The organism is Pseudoalteromonas sp. NCIMB 1079, from assembly GCF_040567695.1.
Lineage (GTDB): Bacteria > Pseudomonadota > Gammaproteobacteria > Enterobacterales > Alteromonadaceae > Pseudoalteromonas > Pseudoalteromonas distincta.
The window spans coordinates 3,519,285-3,537,157 of sequence record NZ_JBEWZA010000001.1; the positions used below are offsets into that span (position 1 = coordinate 3,519,285).

Below are 17,873 nucleotides of genomic sequence, written 5' to 3' on the forward strand. Positions count from 1 at the left end.
GCCAAATTGAAACCCAATAAAATGCATGAAACATTCAAAATAGATGAAAATAACCAAATACAACAAATAGATAGCTCGTTTCTAAAAAAGAGAAATATTTATTTAGGTATAAAACGTGATGATTTGCTTCATCCGTTAATAAGTGGCAATAAATGGCGTAAATTAAAATATAATTTAGCGTACATGCAAAAGATAAATAAGACAGAACTTCTGACTTTTGGTGGTGCATTTTCAAACCATATTCACGCCTGCGCAGCTGCGGGAAAAGAATTTAATATAAAAACTCACGCGATTATCCGCGGACCAGAACTTGATAACAACAATCCAACAATTCAGTTTGCAAAACATTGTGGTATGAACCTACATGTTGTTAATCGTATAGAGTATCGAAAACGTCACGACACCGAATACCTTAATGCTCTGCAAGAGCGTTTTCCAAACGCTTATATCATCCCTGAAGGTGGTACAAATGAACATGCTTTATTAGGGTGTAAAGAATTAGTACAAAGCTTACCCGAACATAGCTACTTAGTTTGTCCTACAGGTAGTGGTGGCACGCTTGCTGGACTAATAGAAGGCAGTGCTTCAACAACACAAGTTATTGGTATAGCGGTATTAAAACAAGCTGAATATTTAAATGAAGAAATAAAAAAGCTAAGCGCTAAAGCTAATAACCAAACTAACTGGCAATTACTCACAGAGTTTCATGATGGGGGTTATGGTAAGTTTTCACCTGAGTTATGGCAGTTTTGCCAAGATATGAGTCACACTTATAATCTGCCACTTGAGCCTATTTATAGCGGAAAAATGATGTATGCATTGTGGCAGCTTATTGAGCAAGATTATTTCCCATCTGGGAGTAAAATTATTGCTGTTCATACCGGCGGGCTTCAAGGATTAAATGGGTTTAAATATAGAGGGTTAATCTAGATCTTAATTAAATACCGCTTGCGTAAACTCTTGAAGCGGCTCTGAAAAGTAAAAACCTTGAGCTCCTACCACTCCCAATTTGGTAAGCGTAAGTAGCTCTTTTTGAGTCTCTACGCCCACCGCGTATACGGGTAGATTTAAAAGACTAGCGGCTTCGACTATCCTTTTTATTTTCTTTTGATTTTGAGTTTTTTCATCTAATAAATGAACCAGTTCGTATGATAACTTAAGCCCACATACTTGGTTATAATCAACTAGCATGGCTACTTTCTCACTGCTTTTTACATTATCAATCACAATGTGTGAATGCCCTTTTTTAATAACATTAAGTGCATTAGTTATCGACTCTCTGTGAGTAAAAAATTCTGCCTCACTTATTTCAAATTGTAATTTAGTATTTAACTTAAGCCCTGCCATTTGATTGGCTAACCACTCCCAAAATACAGTATTAAACCAGTTTTTAGGGTGTAAATTTACACTAACTGTTAAAGCCGAAGACTCACTGAGCATTAGCTTTTTGACTTGTGTTATTACAGCTTTATCTAATATTAAAGCGTCTTGATCACTATAAACCTGCTTAATAAAATAACGAGCGGCCAGTAAACCAAGTTGACTATGCCTAACCCGAATAAGAGCTTCATGCTGCAGGATATCTCCACTAGAGAGTTCAAATACAGGCTGAAAGAATAATATAAACTTATTCTTTTTAATGTTTTCTATAACCTGTTTGCTAGAGAGGTGTTTTTCTTGGCTGTGATTTAACGTTAAACGATGACAGTGCTGCAATAGGCTGCTTTGTGATAGCGCGAGTGCTGATTTTGCTAACTTATAAACCGCCACTTGATCAGCGCCTAATTGATAATCACACGCACCTATTTTAATATTTTTATGAGTAATATTTTTTTGATGATTTTGACATATTAAAAACACATTTTTATGAAGCTTTTCAACGTAGCTATTCAACTCGCTAATAGAAATGTTTGGTAAGGTAACCGCTAAGTAATTAGAGTTTAGTATTTTTACCGACACATCCTTAAGTTCGGCTAATTTTTTAGTAATTAAGACTTTAAAATTGGCTTCTATATCCGTTTTTTTATCAAAGCTACAATCACACTCAATAAGTAAAAATAAGTTATGTGATGCAGTATTAACTCCATACAAAGAACTTAAATCACATTTTTTTGCCTGTTCGATTAGTTGAGTATTTTTATGCCTTTGTTGAATAATTTTAGTCGGCTGTATAACTGTATTTTTAAGCATTACTTTACGGTTTACTTTTAACAGGCTCCACCAGCGATAAGACCAATTAGCAGCGCCTAATATAATCAGATTCAAAAATATAAATAAGTAGCTTTGTGTTACCCACACTGGATAGTGATAAAGGCTCAAACTTAACGTTTTAAAAGTAAAAACTTCGCGTTCTAAATTTACTAAGTTCCTAAAGTGATCTGAAGAATTTTGCACCTCTAACTTAAAGCCTTCATTTTTAGCTAATGCGACCAACACTTCATTATTTATAGAAGGAGATAAATTTAATTCATAAACGCGTTTAACAAACTGCTGCCCAGAAACATGTGCTTTTTGATGTAATGCATCATTTAAAATGAAATTAAAACTAATAAGTATCATCAAAAACAAAACAAAAGAGATACCTTTGAAGTACTTTAAAAGCCAGAGTTTACTCTTTTGCATAGCCTGCCACTCGTTATATTAATAACTAAAGTGTTGTTCAATATCTATAGAAGCACAAGGTTGCAAACTAAGTTTAAACTTTTATTAATAGCACTAAACAAAAAACACTCAAATAAACGAGAGCTTACAAAAATAAACAGCTATGCCCTTTATTCTGTAAATAGATGAAAGCCATCGACAAAGCATTAAATCTCGTAACTCTTGTACTTTAGGGTGTGATTCATCTTCACTATCAGTTTGAGGTAAACCTTCAGGATTAAAAATTTTAACCTCAGCACCAAAATACGTTAATAAACGTGCACTCTCCTCTATTACCAATATAGCTATAAGAACGCGCTCTTAATGATCCATATAACAATAAAATTTTAGGTTTGTGCTCAGAAAAACTAACGTTAAAATTTTTAGTATGTGGAACAACGCTGTGTGTTTTATTTGTATTTGGTAACCCATTAACTTCTGACATTTATAACTCAACCTTTACCAAATGAATATACGAAAAATCGAATATATGAAATTTCATATGCAAAAGCGCGTGAGTCAAATTCTATTTTATAAATTTTTTAAGTTATTAAAAAATCGGCTCAAGCCAATGGAAGGGATTGCGGTAGGTATTTAATAAAAATATTAAATTATATGTATAGCGCAACTATTTATTTAAACAGCGAATTATAGTTTCACGTAGTTTTTGTGTTTTAATGGGTTTTGCAACATGAGCATTCATGCCAATAGATAAGTATCGTGTAATATCATCTTTCATAACATTAGCTGTTAAGGCAATTATTGGAATATTTGCGATAGTTTCATCACTATCATTACGAATAATTTGAGTCGCCTCAACACCGTCCATGATAGGCATATGAATATCCATTAAAATTATATCAAACGACTCTAATTTTACTGTTTGGATGCACTCTAATCCATTATCAACTAAGTAAACCTGAGCGCCGCTATTTTCTAGTATGTTGGTAACTATTAGTCGATTGATTGAATTATCTTCCACAACTAATACTTTAATACCCGCCAGCGACTGTTCACTCACAGTATTTACTTTAGGCACTTCATTAAAAAAACCTAACACTCTACTGCTCACCTCCTTATACAAGACACTCGAATAAACAGGTTTTTGCAAAATTGTGTTTATATTTATTTTGTTAGCCACATCATTAAGTAAAACCTCATGATCCCTTGTAAGTACAATTATATTATTGCAAAGCTGGGGATTAATATTATAAATACGCGTTAAAAATGTTTCACTACTCATCGCTGGCATTATCCAATCGACAATAATGACTTTAAATTTTTCTTTATTCTGTTCAATAATATCAATAGCTTGCTTAGCAGACGAGCACGCAGTACATACTAAACCCATAGCTGTAAGCTGATTTTCAATTACTTTAAGGTCATCTTCATTATCATCTATAATTAATACATCAAACGGATCAGTAAAGATTAGGTTAGCCGTATCATCAATCAACGCTTGGTTGTTCAATTTAACTTCCACCGAAGCAACAAACTCACTACCCACAACTTGAGTGCTGTGTACCGTTATATCACCACCCATCAATTGGCATAAACGCTTACTAATTGTTAAACCTAACCCTGTACCACCAAACTTCCTAGTTGTAGAACTATCTGCCTGAGTAAATGATTCAAATAAATTGCTAAGATTATCCTCAGCGATGCCAATACCTGAGTCTTTAACTGTAAAATATAAGCAAACACTTTGCGGATCGTCTAATAACTTTCTTGACTCAATTAAAACCGATACAGTGCCGTGAGGGGTGAATTTAATTGCGTTAGAGCATAAATTTAACAGCACCTGATTTATTCGCACTACATCGCCGATTAAGTCCAGTTTAACTGCCTCATCAATGCTAATATCAAATGTGACCCCTTTACTTTGGGCCAATTCATTGAAGGTTGCTTTGATATAATCAACAACCGAATTTACGGAAAAAGGAAATTCTTCAAGGTTAACATTTCCAGACTCAATTTTTGAAAAGTCTAAAATATTGTTAATAACCACCAGGAGTTGATCTGAGGAATATTTAATTTTATCTAAATAATGCTCATACTCATCAGGTAAACCTTTTTCGAGCAAAATATTAGTCAAACCAATAATCCCACTCATAGGGGTTCTAATCTCATGACTCATATTTGCTAAAAACTCAGACTTAGCGGATGTCAGATGCTCTGCTTCCTCCTTGGCGTGCAAAAGCTCTTCAGTGCGCTCTTCAACGCGCGACTCTAATCTTTGCTTTTCTTCATCAAGCTCTTTTAAAAGTTGAATGCGGCGTTGGTTTAAAAACAAAAACTAAAAAACTGCTAAGAATAAAAATAATTGCAGTAGCGCTGTAAATTAATATTTTATTTTTCTCAAAGTAAGTTGGCTCGTAATAAGAGATAATTGACTCTTCTGGCAAGCTCTGCGGAGCAATATTAAACTTACTTAATTGTCGCCAATCATATGAGTATGTACTAAGCCCTTCACCACTAATTTCATTTAACGCTTTATTTTCATTATAAAAAACTATTGAATCGGCAATACGTTTACCTATTTTTTTCACCCGACAAAACATACCCACCAACAACACCTGAGCCTAATAGTACTTCCCAATAGCTAAACACTGGCGCCGGACTTTCTTCAGTTAATCGCTCTACTAGCTGATAAGGACTAAGTGATTTATTATCGAAACGCCTAAAAATGGGGGTTAATAAAATAATTGAATCTGCTGGGGCATTTCTTACTCTGGTGAGTAATTCTGGTAATGGAAGATCAAACCACTTTTCTACATTTAAATACGAAAAATCACGGTTAATAACCGAAAATAGTCCTCGATGAAAGCTCATACCAATATCGTTTTTTGTATCTAAAATCACGATCAATTTTTTAGGCTTCATTAAATTAACAGCATTTGCTGTTGCTTGCGCATAATCTAATTTAGCTTGGATCACAGCTCCGCTAGTCTTTTTTGGTAGATTAAACTGGGTGCCTGGCTCTAAGTATATTCGTGGAGCATCTATAAAAAAATCATCTAATTGAGATAGTAACGTCGCTGCAGATGGCGACTGAGTAACGATGATATCGATGTGCTTATTTTTATATTTTTGTTTGAGGTAGTCTTTCATTAACTGTTTTTGATTAACTTCATCAAAGCGATTTACATCCATATTTTCGACAAATAGTTCATAACTAAAAGAACGTTTTGTAAGCTCTGTACGCAGTCCAAGCTCAACACTTTTATACCAAGGCATATCTTGATTTGTTGAATTTATAAATAAAATATGAGTAACGTCTGAAGGAGGTTGAGCGTGTGAACTAGGGCTCAAGAATTGAAAAACAAGAAATAAAAATAAGATATTAGTTTTCATGTTTCTCATTGTGTAATCAGGGGAAAGTAGTTTAATGGTAAGTGTTAACGATATATATCAATTAAATACAAGATAAAATTTACTGTAATTTAACATTACCAACAATACTATTTCACTTTACAGCCTAATGAGGTCTTATATTGATAGTTTTTTGATTATCATCACAGCGCAATACGCATAAAAAACCCAGTACGAATACTGGGTTTAGAGTAAAAAGTGTAAAGAATCTAATTACCTTTACACTGATAACTTTATATCGTCAAAACGGGATATCGTCATCAAAATCAATGGTTGGTTCCATTGGATTTGATGCACCACCTTGCGGAGCACTTTGTGGTTTAGGAGCGAAACCACCTTGCTGCTGCGGTGCACTATTTTGTTGTGGTGCAAAGCCGCCTTGCGGTTGTTGGTATTGATTATTTTGTTGTGGTGCTGGCGCTGACTGAGGTTGCGCTGCAGGTGCTGCTTGCTGTTGTGGAGCATAACCACCTTGTTGCTGGTTATTTTGGCCTTGGTTATTTTGACCGTAACCACCGCTTTGTTGACCACCTTGCGGCTGATTACCTTGGTAACCACCACCTTGTTGTCCTCCTTGCGGCTGATTACCTTGGTAACCACCACTTTGCTGATCGCCACCACGCGCGCCTAACATTTGCATTTGACCAGTAAAGCCATCTACAACTATTTCTGTAGTGTATTTTTCTTGGCCTTGTTGATCGGTCCACTTACGTGTTTGAAGCTTACCTTCAACATAAATTTGTGAACCTTTACGACAATATTCACCAACAATTTCAGCTAATTTGCCAAAGAACACAACACGATGCCACTCAGTTTTATCAACCATTTGGCCAGTGTTTTTATCTTTATAGCTATCCGAAGTTGCTAAGGTAATATTTGCTACACCATTGCCGTTAGGCATATAACGAACTTCAGGATCTTGCCCTAAATTACCAACCAAAATTACTTTGTTCACACCGCGTGCCATGGAACCATCTCCTATAAATGTTAGATTAAACCAGCGACTTTACGCGCTTGGTCTAGGTCAAATTCTTTATCATTAATCTTTAAATAGCTGCGACTTTCATCGCGAACTACAGTTGCTTCTATTACACCTGGTAAAGCAACTAACTGAGAAGCAAGTACTTGAGCATGCTCTTCAGAATCTAATTTGGTCATTAAACTAATAACTTTACTTTTGGGTGGGACTTGCATTTTCCACGCAATAATAAGCCATATTAACCCAACAAGTGCCGCTGCCGCAAACACAGCTTGCGTCGTTGTAGTTTGTGCTACATAGCCACCTAACATACCGCCCAAAAAGGCGCCTAAAAACTGACTCGATGAGTAGCCACCCATCGCTGAGCCTTTTTGGCTTGCTGGTGCTATTCGCGATACAAGCGCAGGCATAGTGGCTTCTAAAAAGTTAAACGCCACAAAATAAAGCAGCATACACACAGCAATGCCTACTACACTATTAACCCATACCGACATTGCTAACATACTAATAGTTAACAAGGCTACTGAGCCAATAAATGCTTGTTTTTCTTTCTCTTTTTTAATGGCCACAATCATTATTGGTACCATTAATAAAAATGCTAAAAATAGCACTGGAATATACAAATACCAGTGATGGTCGGCAACCAAGCCATCTTTAATTAATTGGCTCGGCAGTACCACAAAAATTGTGGTTAGCGTTAAATGCAATAACAATACACCTGCATTTAATCGTGCTAACTGAGGATGTTTAATTAATTTTTTAATGTCGCTGAAGCTTACTAATGTATCGCCTTTGGGCGCTTTATTTACCGCCTTTGGCACTAGCATGGTCACTATAAATATACCAAAGACAGCTAAAATAGCAGTCAACCAAAATACACCAGCAATACCCCACGAAGCTGCAACAATTGGCCCAAGTAACATAGCAAAGGCAAAGCTCATTCCTATGCTCATACCAATAACGGCCATTACTTTTGGTCGTTGCTCATCGCGGCTTAAATCTGAAGCAAACGCGAGTAGCGCACTGGCTATTGCGCCCATACCTTGTAAAGCACGGCCTACGGTAACCATTTGGATAGAGTCAGCTAATGCAGCAACGACAGAGCCAATAGCAAATACAACTAAGCCACCAACAATAACCTTTTTACGACCAATCTTATCGGATAATCGACCCATAGGTATTTGTAGTACAGCTTGCGTTAAACCATACGCACCAATGGCAAAACCAATCCAAATAGGCGAAAAACCTTCAAGCGATTGTCCATAAATAGCCAATACAGGCATCAGCATAAACAAGCCGAGCATTCTAAATGCAAACACACTCGCCAGTGATACAGCGGCGCGTTTTTCTCGTGAATTAAGTGAAGATGCGGTCATTATCTGCGTGATCTTACTCTATGAAAAATTGAGGTTGGGATTCTACCATAAGCTTGGCAATAATTAATCGCCTATAAGTAAGGATTTTTCATTGATCAAGGATTAATATTGCTTCGTATTATGCGATACTGAGTAAATAATTTTGGTAATAAACGAGATAGCATGGAAAACATTGAAGTCCGAGGCGCCCGAACGCACAATTTAAAAGACATCAGCCTAACCATCCCACGTGATAAATTAATAGTTATTACGGGTCTATCTGGTTCGGGGAAGTCATCACTTGCATTTGATACGCTTTATGCAGAAGGACAACGCCGATATGTTGAATCACTCTCTGCGTACGCAAGACAATTTTTATCGCTCATGGAAAAGCCTGATGTGGATCACATCGAAGGCCTCTCTCCTGCCATTTCTATTGAGCAAAAGTCAACGTCTCATAACCCGCGTTCAACCGTAGGTACTATTACCGAAATTTACGATTATTTACGACTTATGTTTGCCCGCGTTGGCGAACCACGATGTCCTACACATGATTTACCACTTGCTGCGCAAACCGTTAGCCAAATGGTAGATACTGTTTTGGCTCTACCTGAGGGCAGTAAATTAATGCTGCTTGCGCCAATAGTAAAAGAGCGTAAAGGTGAGCATGTTAAGTTATTAGAACAGCTATCTAGCCAAGGTTATATTCGCGCCCGTATAGACGGTGAAGTATGTGACTTGTCTGATCCTCCAACGCTTGAGCTTCATAAAAAACATACAATAGAAGTTGTTATAGACAGATTTAAAGTAAAAGATGGCTTACAACAACGCTTAGCAGAATCGTTCGAAACCGCACTTGAAATGTCTAATGGCGTTGCACATGTAGCATACATGGACGATAGCAGCGCTGAAGAGATTCTATTTTCAGCAAATTTTGCCTGCCCTACTTGTGGCTATGCAATGACTGAACTTGAGCCGCGTTTGTTTTCGTTTAATAACCCAGCTGGTGCTTGTCAAACCTGTGATGGCTTAGGTATACGTCAATATTTTGATCCTAATCGCGTAGTGCATAACCCAGAGTTAAGCCTTGCTGGCGGTGCAATTAAAGGCTGGGATAAACGCAGCTTTTATTACTATCAAATGCTGCAAGCGGTTGCGGATCATTACAATTTTGATTTAGACGTGCCTTATCAAGATTTAGACAGCGAATCGAAAAAAATTATTTTAGATGGCTCTGGTAGCACTAAAATTGCGTTTAATTACCGTAACGACCGTGGCGATTTAATTACGCGTAACCATGAGTTTGAAGGCGTTTTAAATAACATGAATCGCCGCTACCGTGAGACCGAGTCAAACTCTGTACGCGAAGAGCTTGCTAAATACCAAACAAGCCAAGCGTGTCCTAGCTGTCATGGCTCGCGCTTACGCGAAGAATCTCGAAATGTATTTATTGGACAAACCAACTTACCTGCAATCACATGCATGAGTATTGGTGAAGCCATGGAATTTTTTGAAGGTTTAGAGTTAACCGGACAAAAAGGCCAAATAGCTGAAAAAATATTAAAAGAAATTCGCGACCGCTTATCGTTTTTAATTAACGTTGGCCTAAATTATTTATCACTTGAACGTAGCGCCGATACATTATCAGGTGGTGAGGCTCAACGTATCCGCTTAGCCAGTCAAATTGGTGCCGGTCTTGTAGGTGTAATGTACGTACTAGATGAGCCATCTATTGGATTACATCAACGCGATAACGACCGTTTATTACAAACATTGGTCCATTTGCGCGACTTAGGTAACACCGTTATTGTGGTAGAGCACGATGAAGATGCTATTCGTGCTGCAGATCATATTATTGATATTGGCCCAGGTGCGGGTGTTCATGGTGGGCATATTATTGCTCAAGGTACGCGCGACGATATTTTAGCAAGCAAAGAATCTGTTACGGGCCAATTTTTATCAGGCGTACGTAAAATAGAAATACCAAAAGAGCGTCACCCAACGAACGACAAATGGCTAGAGCTATTTGGCGCAACGGGTAATAACCTTAAAAATGTGGATTTAAAAATCCCATTTGGTTTAATGACCTGTGTGACAGGTGTATCGGGCTCGGGTAAATCAACGCTAATAAACGACACTTTATTTAAACTTGCTCATACAGAGCTAAATGGCGCAACCACTGCCGAAGCGGCACCGTATAAATCAATTAGCGGTTTAGATCATTTTGATAAAGTGATCGATATTGATCAAAGCCCGATTGGTCGTACTCCGCGTTCAAATCCGGCAACCTACACAGGTATATTTACCGGCATTCGTGAGTTATTTGCAGGTACACAAGAAGCGCGTTCACGTGGCTACAAAGTAGGTCGCTTTAGTTTTAACGTTAAAGGCGGACGCTGTGAAGCGTGCCAAGGTGACGGCTTAATTAAAGTTGAAATGCACTTTTTACCTGATGTGTATGTACCGTGTGATGTGTGTAAGAGCAAACGCTATAACCGTGAAACACTCGAAGTCCAATACAAAGGTAAAAACATACACCAAGTACTTGAGATGACTGTTGAAGACGCGCATGAGTATTTTGACAAAATACCGGCTATTGCCCGTAAGCTTAAAACCCTAATGGACGTTGGTTTATCGTATGTCCGCTTAGGTCAAGCCGCTACCACGCTTTCAGGTGGTGAAGCGCAACGTGTAAAACTAGCGCGCGAGCTATCAAAGCGTGATACCGGTAAAACACTCTACATATTAGATGAGCCAACAACAGGCTTACACTTTGCTGATATTGAACAGCTGCTTGTTGTACTTCATCGCTTGCGCGACCACGGCAATACTATTGTTGTTATTGAGCACAACCTCGATGTTATTAAAACAGCAGATTGGGTTATCGATTTAGGACCTGAAGGCGGAGCTGGCGGTGGTGAAATACTCATTGCAGGTACACCAGAAGAAGTAGCTGAGTGTGAGCGTTCACATACTGGGCATTACTTAAAACCTCTATTAAATAAATAGAGGTTTTACTGACTCACGATAAGGAAAGTCGGTGTTACTCGGTTGTATAATTATAAAGTGTCGGGTGAGTTACCAAATTTCTATATAAAATATTTTTATAGTAACGTCAGTCATGTTGATATGTGCTATATAAAAAATGCCGCTAACAAGCGGCATTTTTTTATTTTAATAAACTTACCCGCGAGGAATAAAACCAAGCGCATCGTATACCGATTTCAATGTTTTCTCAGCGCGTACACTTGCTTTTTCAGCACCTGACTTCATTATGCCATCAAGTAGGTTTTGATCTTCTCTGATCTCTTTAAAGCGTGCTTGAATTGGCTCAATCATATTTACAACTGCATCTGCTGTATCTTTCTTTAAATGGCCATACATTTTATCTTCATACTCAGGAACTAGATCTTCAATTGAGCGCTTAGTTGCAACACTCAATAAAGTAAGCAAGTTTGATACGCCAGGCTTTTCTGTGCGATCAAAATAAATACGTGCTTGTTCATCTGAATCAGTTACTGCTTTTTTAAGCTTTTTCACAATTTGCTTAGGCTCATCTAATAACATGATGTAACCATTTGGGTTTTCGTCAGACTTAGACATTTTTTTAAGTGGATCTTGCAAGCTCATTACGCGTGCACCAAACTCAGGGATGTACGGCTCTGGTAATTTAAATACGTCGCCATATAAATTATTAAAGCGTGTGGCTATATCGCGAGTCAGCTCTAAGTGTTGCTTTTGATCATCCCCTACTGGTACTTGATCAGCTTGGTATAATAAAATATCTGCAGCTTGCAATACCGGATATGAAAATAAGCCCACGTTTACGTTATTTGCGTGCTTAGATGACTTGTCTTTAAACTGAGTCATTCGATTAAGCTCACCCATTTGCGCGTAACAATTTAATACCCACGCTAATTGTGCATGCTCAGGTACTTGCGATTGTACAAATAACGCAGATTTTTCAGGATCAATGCCACATGCCGCATAAAGAGCAATACCATCTAACACTCGAGAGCGCAGTAATTCAGGCTCTTGGCGAACCGTAATAGCGTGTAAGTCTACTAACATAAAGAAACTTTCGTGGTCTTCCTGTAACTTTAGCCACTGGTTAATAGCGCCAACATAGTTGCCTATTGTCATACCACCGGTTGGCTGAATGCCGCTTAAAACTACTGGTTTACTCATGATTTTCCTTTATTTTGCTTAATGAATAATATTTAACGCTGCGTTAGAACAGGTATTATATCTAAGAAGTTATCGCATAGGTACTGCGGATTATAATCCTCAAGATTTTCACCTTGGTTATAGCCATAACTAAGTGCAATTACGTCTATATTAGCGGCTTTAGCTGCAAGTATATCGCTTTTAGAATCACCTATCATTATTGCTTTATTAGGTTCCGCATTTAGTTTTTTGCAGGCAAATAGCAATGGTTCTGGCGATGGTTTTTTTGCCATGTCGTCACCGCATACAACCACATCAAAATGACTCGTTAGTGCCAGTTTATCGAGTAGTTTCTCTGTAAAAATTCGAGACTTATTAGTGATTAATGCTTTAGGCATACCGCGAAGTGCTGCAAGCCCTGTTTCTACATGTTGGTACAAAACACTATACTCACCAACTTGTTGTTCATAATACTTATAGAACTGTAATATTGCTTTGCCACTAAGTGACTCATCTAAATTTTCACTCACTTGCATATCGCCACTCAAAGCGCGTTTAACAAGGACTTCAACCCCATTACCAATCCAACTTTCAACCAAGCGTTGACTAACAATAGGAAAAGCAAAATCGCTCAAGGTTAAATTAATAGCGATATACAAGTCGTAAACGCTATCAACCAAAGTACCATCTAAATCAAATAAGGCGACATCGTACTTCATTACTTAACACTTCCAAGCTGCTCACGCATTTGATCAATCACCACTTTGTAATCAGGTTGATTAAAAATAGCTGAACCTGCAACAAACATATCAGCACCCGCTCGAGCCGCTGCTGCAATATTATCGACTTTAATACCACCATCAACCTCTAAGCGAATATCTCGGCCTGATTCAATAATACGCTGTTTGGCTTGGCGTAATTTTTCAAGCGTATGAGGGATAAAGCTTTGCCCGCCAAACCCAGGATTTACCGACATTAGTAAAATGGTATCTAGCTTATCAATAACATGGTCTAAATAACTTAGGCTTGTTGCTGGGTTAAACACTAATCCTGCTTTACAGCCATGATCTTTAATTAACTGTATTGTACGATCGACGTGCTCGCTGGCTTCAGGATGAAAAGTAATAATAGAAGCACCAGCCTCAGCAAATAAAGGTATTATGCTATCTACAGGCTTAACCATTAAATGTACGTCGATAGGTGCTGTAATACCGTAATCTCTTAGTGCTTTACACACCATAGGACCAATTGTGAGATTAGGTACATAGTGATTATCCATTACATCAAAGTGAACCACATCAGCACCCGCTTCGAGAACTTTATCAACATCTTCGCCTAGCTTTGCAAAATCAGCAGACAAAATAGAAGGGGCTATTAAATATTTTTGCTCTGGGTTAAACATGATTAACTCCATCAATAAATAGTGTATTGCGTTAATGTAACTTAATTGAAGATGTTACCCAAGTAATATGGCGTAATAGCCCCCATTTTAGGTAACTTTAAGTTTGATATTTAACCAGTATTTGCTATGATTAAAAAAGTAACAAATTATTGGATTTCATCATGCGTGCTTTTAAAATTGGGATATTAATTGCGTCGGCATTACTGCTTATCGGGGCGTTTAGCTTTGGTTCAAGCTCTGAGCAAGAATTAAGCTCAGTGAGTAATTGTCATAATACACAAGTGGTAAGTGCTCAAAACACTTTAACTGCGTGTATTAAAGCTGAAGAAGAGTCATCATGGTTTTCGTGGTTAACTGGCGATAGCCGTAGTGCTCAGTTTCATTACCTTGATTTACTGGAACTACTTACTAGTTCTGAAGATTCTAAAAACGCTCCTTCTTTAAAACCTTTATTTTAAATAATGCTACAATTTTTTAGCGCGTTGCAAAGTGTGCTAGCTGCATTTTTTGGTGTTCAGTCTGAAAATAAACGCCAAGTCGATTTTAAACAACATTCCCCTTTATCCATCATTTTAATTGCGATTGTACTATTTGTTGCTTTTGTTATCGCAATTTACGCAGTGGTTGCTTGGGTGCTAAATACATAGCCATCAACTCGTCAACTTTATTTCTAGAGCCACCTTTGGGGCTAATAGTGCGCTTTACTTGAATTTGTTCAAGCGATGCTTGGCTATAAATTTTACGCGTCCACACGGTATCGTGGTTTGAAATAAGCACAGGTGTGTTATTTTCAAATGCGGCTTGTTCTGCCAAATTAGCTAAGTTAGCCTGATCATCTAAATTAAACCCCCCTTTTGCGTAAGACGTAAAAGAAGCCGTTTTACTTAATGGTACATAAGGTGGGTCGCAATAAATAACAGCATTGTTAGGCACTAACTTAAAAACGTCATCGTAATCTAAACAAGTGAACGTTGCTTTTTGTGCTTTTTCAGCAAAAAAATACATTTCTTTTTCAGGAAAGTAAGGCTTTTTATACTTACCAAAAGGCACATTAAAAATGCCTTTTAAATTATACCTACACAGTCCGTTGTAACCATGGCGGTTCATGTATAAAAACAAGATTGAACGTTCGTATACATCACGGCTTTGATTAAACTGCACACGATATTCGTAATACGCATCTGCGTGATTATTCAAATCAACAAATAGCTTTTTAGCGTCACTAATAAGCTCATCTGGAGAGCTTTTTAGCTCTTTATATAAGTTAATTAAGTCTGCATTGATATCGTTGAGGATATAGTGCTTAAAGTCACTATTTAAAAACACAGAGCCTGCACCAACAAAAGGTTCAACCAAAGTATCAGCATGCTTGCTAGCTTGGTTTAATCGCGCATTAATGTTTTCAACTAGGCTGTATTTTCCGCCGGCCCATTTAAGGAAGGCTCTACTTTTTTGCTGCATTGGCTCTTTACTTCAATCTGGTGTTGCGCGATTTTACACTAAAGCAGTGTGTTTTACTGATCTACGACTGCTATTTCTTGCTTTATTTTACTAATTTTTTTATAGAAAGGTTTATTTTTTCTAACCCCAGGGGGTAAAGTATCCATTGCTGATTTTGCCTCGTTTATACTCTCAAAGCTGCCAAATGTAACAACCCACCATATTTGATTATTTCGCTTCGTTTGGTAAGAATGTGCTTGCTGCTGTAGATTGAATTGAGCAATGAAATTATCGCGAACTTCCTGCTGAGTTACCGCTAATAATTGAATAACACTATTTGTATCTGCTTGCTGCATGTACCAAATATTATCTTGGCTGATCTGAGTTTGCTCTGCTGTATTTACTTTCTCTACTTTTAGAGCTTTAGATACAACGTCACCTGCTTCACTGCTTTTGTTTTTAACGCTATTATCAATAACATTGTCTAATACCTTGACGGTATTTGCAGGTTCGGTAAGACTTTGCATGATAGCAGGCACATCATTAATGTGTACGCTCTCTGGCTCAATATCTGGCTCAACTCCTTCAGGGTCATTTAAGGTAACTACTGAGTCATTTTGCTTTATAACCGGCTCACTTACTTGCTCTACAGATATTGCTGTATTTAGGACTTGTGCTTCTTCCTGCTGATAATATTGTTGCCACCACTGCGTCATATCAGACTTATAAAGCAGACCAATAATTAAAAGCATAATTAACAACATCAAAATCAATAAGTGTAATCGCCAAGATACTTTATCTTTAACGATAATATCGGCTATGTGCTCGCTAGGTTGCCAAGCAAGCAATAAACTGGGGTTACCATGAGCCTCGGCTAAAAAAGTACTAAAAACAGGGTCTTCATCATAAGGTAAATCAGTAAAGTACCACTGCAATAACATCTTGCTTTCTCGAAGCGTTAGTGGCTCCAAGTAAATTTCGACAGCGTCATTTAAAGCAAGTTTAGACTGTGATGCAATTATGATATACAACGTATTACGGCTATTTTTAGAAAGCAGCTCAAGCTCAATTAGTATCTCTTCAGATAGTTGCCTACCGCCATCAAGCACCCATAAACAAGGTCCGCACTGCTGTTGCTCAAGCAGCTGGTAATAGTTTTCAGGTAAACTTAAATTATGATCAACCAAAGGGGAATTAAAGCTTTGCTCTAATAAATCGCTCATTAGCTGAGCGTCAGTCATTTGTGCACTTACTTGCACAAAAGCTTTATTAAAGTCATTGTATTTATCTGTAATGAAGGTTTCGAGCATATAGCTTTTACCTAGCCCCGATGTGCCAAGTAAAACTATTAAATTTTGTCCGTACTCAAATTGCAGTGCGATTCTATCCACCAAAGCCGCACGGCTTGGTAAAATTTGTGACTGCATTTACTGCTCGATTAAGTCTCTAACTTGGTCATCAGAGACATCATCAACTAATGCACACTGGCCAAATTGGGTAGGTAGAATAAAGCGTATAGTGCCTCTTTTATTCTTTTTGTCTTTACGCATATGCGTTAGGAACTGCTCGCTAGTCATTTGCTTTGGAATTTCTGTTGGTAAATTATATAGCTCAAGCAGCTTAATAATTCGATCAACTTCACTTGCGCTTAAATCTTGGCGTGTCTTAGCAAGTTTAGCTGCTAATACCATGCCTGTTGCAACAGCTTCGCCATGTAACCAAACGCCGTAGCCCATTTCTGCCTCAATTGCATGGGCAAATGTATGACCTAAGTTTAATAAAGCACGTAAACCATGCTCTTTTTCATCTTGCGCAACTATAAGTGCTTTTATTTCACAACATCTAAAAATAATATGCTGTAAGCACGATTCATCTAGTTGCTGCAAATTAGCTACGTTTCGCTCTAAGTATGCAAATAATTCGGTATCGTAAATCAGACCATACTTAATTACTTCAGCCATACCTGCTGCAAACTCTCTTGCTGGTAGGGTGTGTAATGTTTGTGTATCAATAAAAACCGCTTGAGGCTGATAAAATGCCCCTATCATATTTTTACCTAAAGGATGATTTACTGCCGTTTTACCACCTACCGATGAGTCAACCTGTGAAAGCACTGTCGTTGGTATTTGAATAAACGGTACGCCGCGCTGATAACACGCCGCTACAAAACCAGTTAGATCACCTATAACACCGCCACCTAACGCAATTAAGCACGTATCTCGGCCACAGTTATTTTGGAGTAAAAATGCTGATATTTTTTCAAACCATTCAAGTGATTTATATTGTTCACCGTCAGGAATAATAAAAGATAGCGGATTTTGATCTGCTAATGAGTCAAGTAACGCTTGTAAATATAAAGGCGCTATTGTGTCATTAGTAATGATGATAGGCCGACAATCACCAATGTGGTGAACCAGGCGGCCATTATCTTGAAGTGCAGATTGCCCAATATAAATAGGATAACTTCGCTCGTCCAAATTAACTGTTAATTTAAGCATGCTTAGTTATTTCCTTATTA

Annotated in this window: 16 protein-coding genes and 1 pseudogene; 4 read left to right on the plus strand and 13 right to left on the minus strand. The window is 37.7% G+C overall.

Annotation, left to right across the window (positions count from 1 at the left end; all coding sequences use genetic code 11):
• The first annotated feature begins 21 nt into the window (after positions 1-21).
• Positions 22-930: a 1-aminocyclopropane-1-carboxylate deaminase/D-cysteine desulfhydrase gene (locus tag ABX891_RS16330; RefSeq protein WP_354630020.1), complete on the plus strand. Its 909-nt coding sequence runs from the start codon at positions 22-24 to the stop codon at positions 928-930.
• Positions 931-933: 3 nt separating this feature from the next.
• Here the strand turns inward: ABX891_RS16330 and ABX891_RS16335 are convergent, their stop codons facing one another.
• The 7 genes and pseudogenes from ABX891_RS16335 to ABX891_RS16365 all read right to left on the minus strand — a co-directional run bounded on the left by ABX891_RS16335 (position 934) and on the right by ABX891_RS16365 (position 8,367).
• On the minus strand, positions 934-2,559 hold the full coding sequence (locus ABX891_RS16335) for an EAL domain-containing protein (protein ID WP_354630022.1): 1,626 nt from the start codon (positions 2,557-2,559) through the stop codon (positions 934-936).
• A gap of 243 nt (positions 2,560-2,802) precedes the next feature.
• Positions 2,803-3,085: pseudogene (locus ABX891_RS16340) on the minus strand (NADPH-dependent FMN reductase); the annotation flags it as partial.
• Between the two features lie 183 nt (positions 3,086-3,268).
• Entirely contained in the window at positions 3,269-4,933 is a 1,665-nt protein-coding gene (locus ABX891_RS16345; RefSeq protein WP_354630024.1) for a response regulator, read from the minus strand.
• Positions 4,890-5,189, minus strand: a complete 300-nt coding sequence (locus ABX891_RS16350; RefSeq protein ID WP_242601967.1) for a hypothetical protein — start codon at positions 5,187-5,189, stop codon at positions 4,890-4,892. The genes ABX891_RS16345 and ABX891_RS16350 overlap by 44 nt, the downstream gene beginning before the upstream one ends.
• On the minus strand, positions 5,173-5,994 hold the full coding sequence (locus ABX891_RS16355; protein WP_354630026.1) for a diguanylate cyclase: 822 nt from the start codon (positions 5,992-5,994) through the stop codon (positions 5,173-5,175). Before ABX891_RS16355 ends, ABX891_RS16350 begins: the two co-directional genes overlap by 17 nt.
• Before the next feature lie 259 nt (positions 5,995-6,253).
• Entirely contained in the window at positions 6,254-6,979 is a 726-nt protein-coding gene (gene ssb / locus ABX891_RS16360; RefSeq protein WP_354630028.1) for a single-stranded DNA-binding protein, read from the minus strand.
• Between the two features lie 20 nt (positions 6,980-6,999).
• Entirely contained in the window at positions 7,000-8,367 is a 1,368-nt protein-coding gene (locus tag ABX891_RS16365; protein ID WP_354630030.1) for an MFS transporter, read from the minus strand.
• Positions 8,368-8,529: 162 nt separating this feature from the next.
• On the opposite strand from ABX891_RS16365, the gene uvrA reads away from it, so the two are divergent.
• Positions 8,530-11,355 (plus strand): excinuclease ABC subunit UvrA, encoded by a 2,826-nt coding sequence (gene uvrA, locus ABX891_RS16370; protein WP_354630031.1) that lies wholly within the window; start codon positions 8,530-8,532, stop codon positions 11,353-11,355.
• Positions 11,356-11,529: 174 nt separating this feature from the next.
• On the opposite strand, the gene trpS is transcribed toward uvrA, so the two are convergent.
• Genes trpS through rpe form a run of 3 tightly spaced genes read right to left on the minus strand, consistent with a single transcriptional unit; the run spans position 11,530 to position 13,915 of the window.
• On the minus strand, positions 11,530-12,534 hold the full coding sequence (gene trpS, locus ABX891_RS16375; RefSeq protein ID WP_002958388.1) for a tryptophan--tRNA ligase: 1,005 nt from the start codon (positions 12,532-12,534) through the stop codon (positions 11,530-11,532).
• Positions 12,535-12,566: 32 nt separating this feature from the next.
• Positions 12,567-13,232, minus strand: coding sequence for a phosphoglycolate phosphatase (locus ABX891_RS16380; RefSeq protein WP_002958387.1), 666 nt, complete (start codon positions 13,230-13,232; stop codon positions 12,567-12,569).
• The gene (gene rpe / locus ABX891_RS16385) at positions 13,232-13,915 is read right to left on the minus strand and encodes a ribulose-phosphate 3-epimerase (RefSeq protein WP_002958386.1); all 684 of its coding nucleotides are present in this window, start codon (positions 13,913-13,915) and stop codon (positions 13,232-13,234) included. Before rpe ends, ABX891_RS16380 begins: the two co-directional genes overlap by 1 nt.
• Before the next feature lie 161 nt (positions 13,916-14,076).
• Between rpe and ABX891_RS16390 the strand changes: the two genes are divergently transcribed.
• Positions 14,077-14,373 carry a hypothetical protein gene (locus tag ABX891_RS16390; protein ID WP_002958385.1) on the plus strand — a complete coding sequence of 99 codons (297 nt, stop codon included), beginning with the start codon at positions 14,077-14,079 and terminating at the stop codon, positions 14,371-14,373.
• 3 nt (positions 14,374-14,376) lie between these two features.
• Positions 14,377-14,562, plus strand: coding sequence for a DUF2970 domain-containing protein (locus ABX891_RS16395; protein WP_002958384.1), 186 nt, complete (start codon positions 14,377-14,379; stop codon positions 14,560-14,562).
• Here ABX891_RS16395 and ABX891_RS16400 read toward each other — a convergent pair.
• From ABX891_RS16400 to aroB, 3 genes are read right to left on the minus strand one after another with little or no spacing between them, the layout of a single operon-like run.
• The gene (locus ABX891_RS16400) at positions 14,519-15,376 is read right to left on the minus strand and encodes a Dam family site-specific DNA-(adenine-N6)-methyltransferase (RefSeq protein ID WP_002958383.1); all 858 of its coding nucleotides are present in this window, start codon (positions 15,374-15,376) and stop codon (positions 14,519-14,521) included. The genes ABX891_RS16395 and ABX891_RS16400 overlap by 44 nt on opposite strands.
• Positions 15,377-15,429: 53 nt before the next feature.
• Positions 15,430-16,782 carry an SPOR domain-containing protein gene (locus ABX891_RS16405; protein ID WP_002958382.1) on the minus strand — a complete coding sequence of 451 codons (1,353 nt, stop codon included), beginning with the start codon at positions 16,780-16,782 and terminating at the stop codon, positions 15,430-15,432.
• Entirely contained in the window at positions 16,783-17,853 is a 1,071-nt protein-coding gene (gene aroB, locus ABX891_RS16410; protein WP_002958381.1) for a 3-dehydroquinate synthase, read from the minus strand. It lies immediately after the preceding gene.
• Positions 17,854-17,873: the final 20 nt, after the last annotated feature.

What these genes read in the sequence shown, in the direction of transcription:
- ssb (WP_354630028.1), bottom strand. Translation starts at nt 6,979, where the DNA reads ATGGCACGCGGTGTGAACAAAGTAATTTTGGTTGGTAATTTAGGGCAA.
- uvrA (WP_354630031.1), top strand. Translation starts at nt 8,530, where the DNA reads ATGGAAAACATTGAAGTCCGAGGCGCCCGAACGCACAATTTAAAAGAC.
- ABX891_RS16335 (WP_354630022.1), bottom strand. Translation starts at nt 2,559, where the DNA reads ATGATACTTATTAGTTTTAATTTCATTTTAAATGATGCATTACATCAA.
- rpe (WP_002958386.1), bottom strand. Translation starts at nt 13,915, where the DNA reads ATGTTTAACCCAGAGCAAAAATATTTAATAGCCCCTTCTATTTTGTCT.
- ABX891_RS16405 (WP_002958382.1), bottom strand. Translation starts at nt 16,782, where the DNA reads ATGCAGTCACAAATTTTACCAAGCCGTGCGGCTTTGGTGGATAGAATC.
- aroB (WP_002958381.1), bottom strand. Translation starts at nt 17,853, where the DNA reads ATGCTTAAATTAACAGTTAATTTGGACGAGCGAAGTTATCCTATTTAT.
- ABX891_RS16390 (WP_002958385.1), top strand. Translation starts at nt 14,077, where the DNA reads ATGCGTGCTTTTAAAATTGGGATATTAATTGCGTCGGCATTACTGCTT.
- ABX891_RS16380 (WP_002958387.1), bottom strand. Translation starts at nt 13,232, where the DNA reads ATGAAGTACGATGTCGCCTTATTTGATTTAGATGGTACTTTGGTTGAT.
- ABX891_RS16365 (WP_354630030.1), bottom strand. Translation starts at nt 8,367, where the DNA reads ATGACCGCATCTTCACTTAATTCACGAGAAAAACGCGCCGCTGTATCA.
- ABX891_RS16395 (WP_002958384.1), top strand. Translation starts at nt 14,377, where the DNA reads ATGCTACAATTTTTTAGCGCGTTGCAAAGTGTGCTAGCTGCATTTTTT.
- ABX891_RS16355 (WP_354630026.1), bottom strand. Translation starts at nt 5,994, where the DNA reads ATGAAAACTAATATCTTATTTTTATTTCTTGTTTTTCAATTCTTGAGC.
- trpS (WP_002958388.1), bottom strand. Translation starts at nt 12,534, where the DNA reads ATGAGTAAACCAGTAGTTTTAAGCGGCATTCAGCCAACCGGTGGTATG.
- ABX891_RS16400 (WP_002958383.1), bottom strand. Translation starts at nt 15,376, where the DNA reads ATGCAGCAAAAAAGTAGAGCCTTCCTTAAATGGGCCGGCGGAAAATAC.
- ABX891_RS16330 (WP_354630020.1), top strand. Translation starts at nt 22, where the DNA reads ATGCATGAAACATTCAAAATAGATGAAAATAACCAAATACAACAAATA.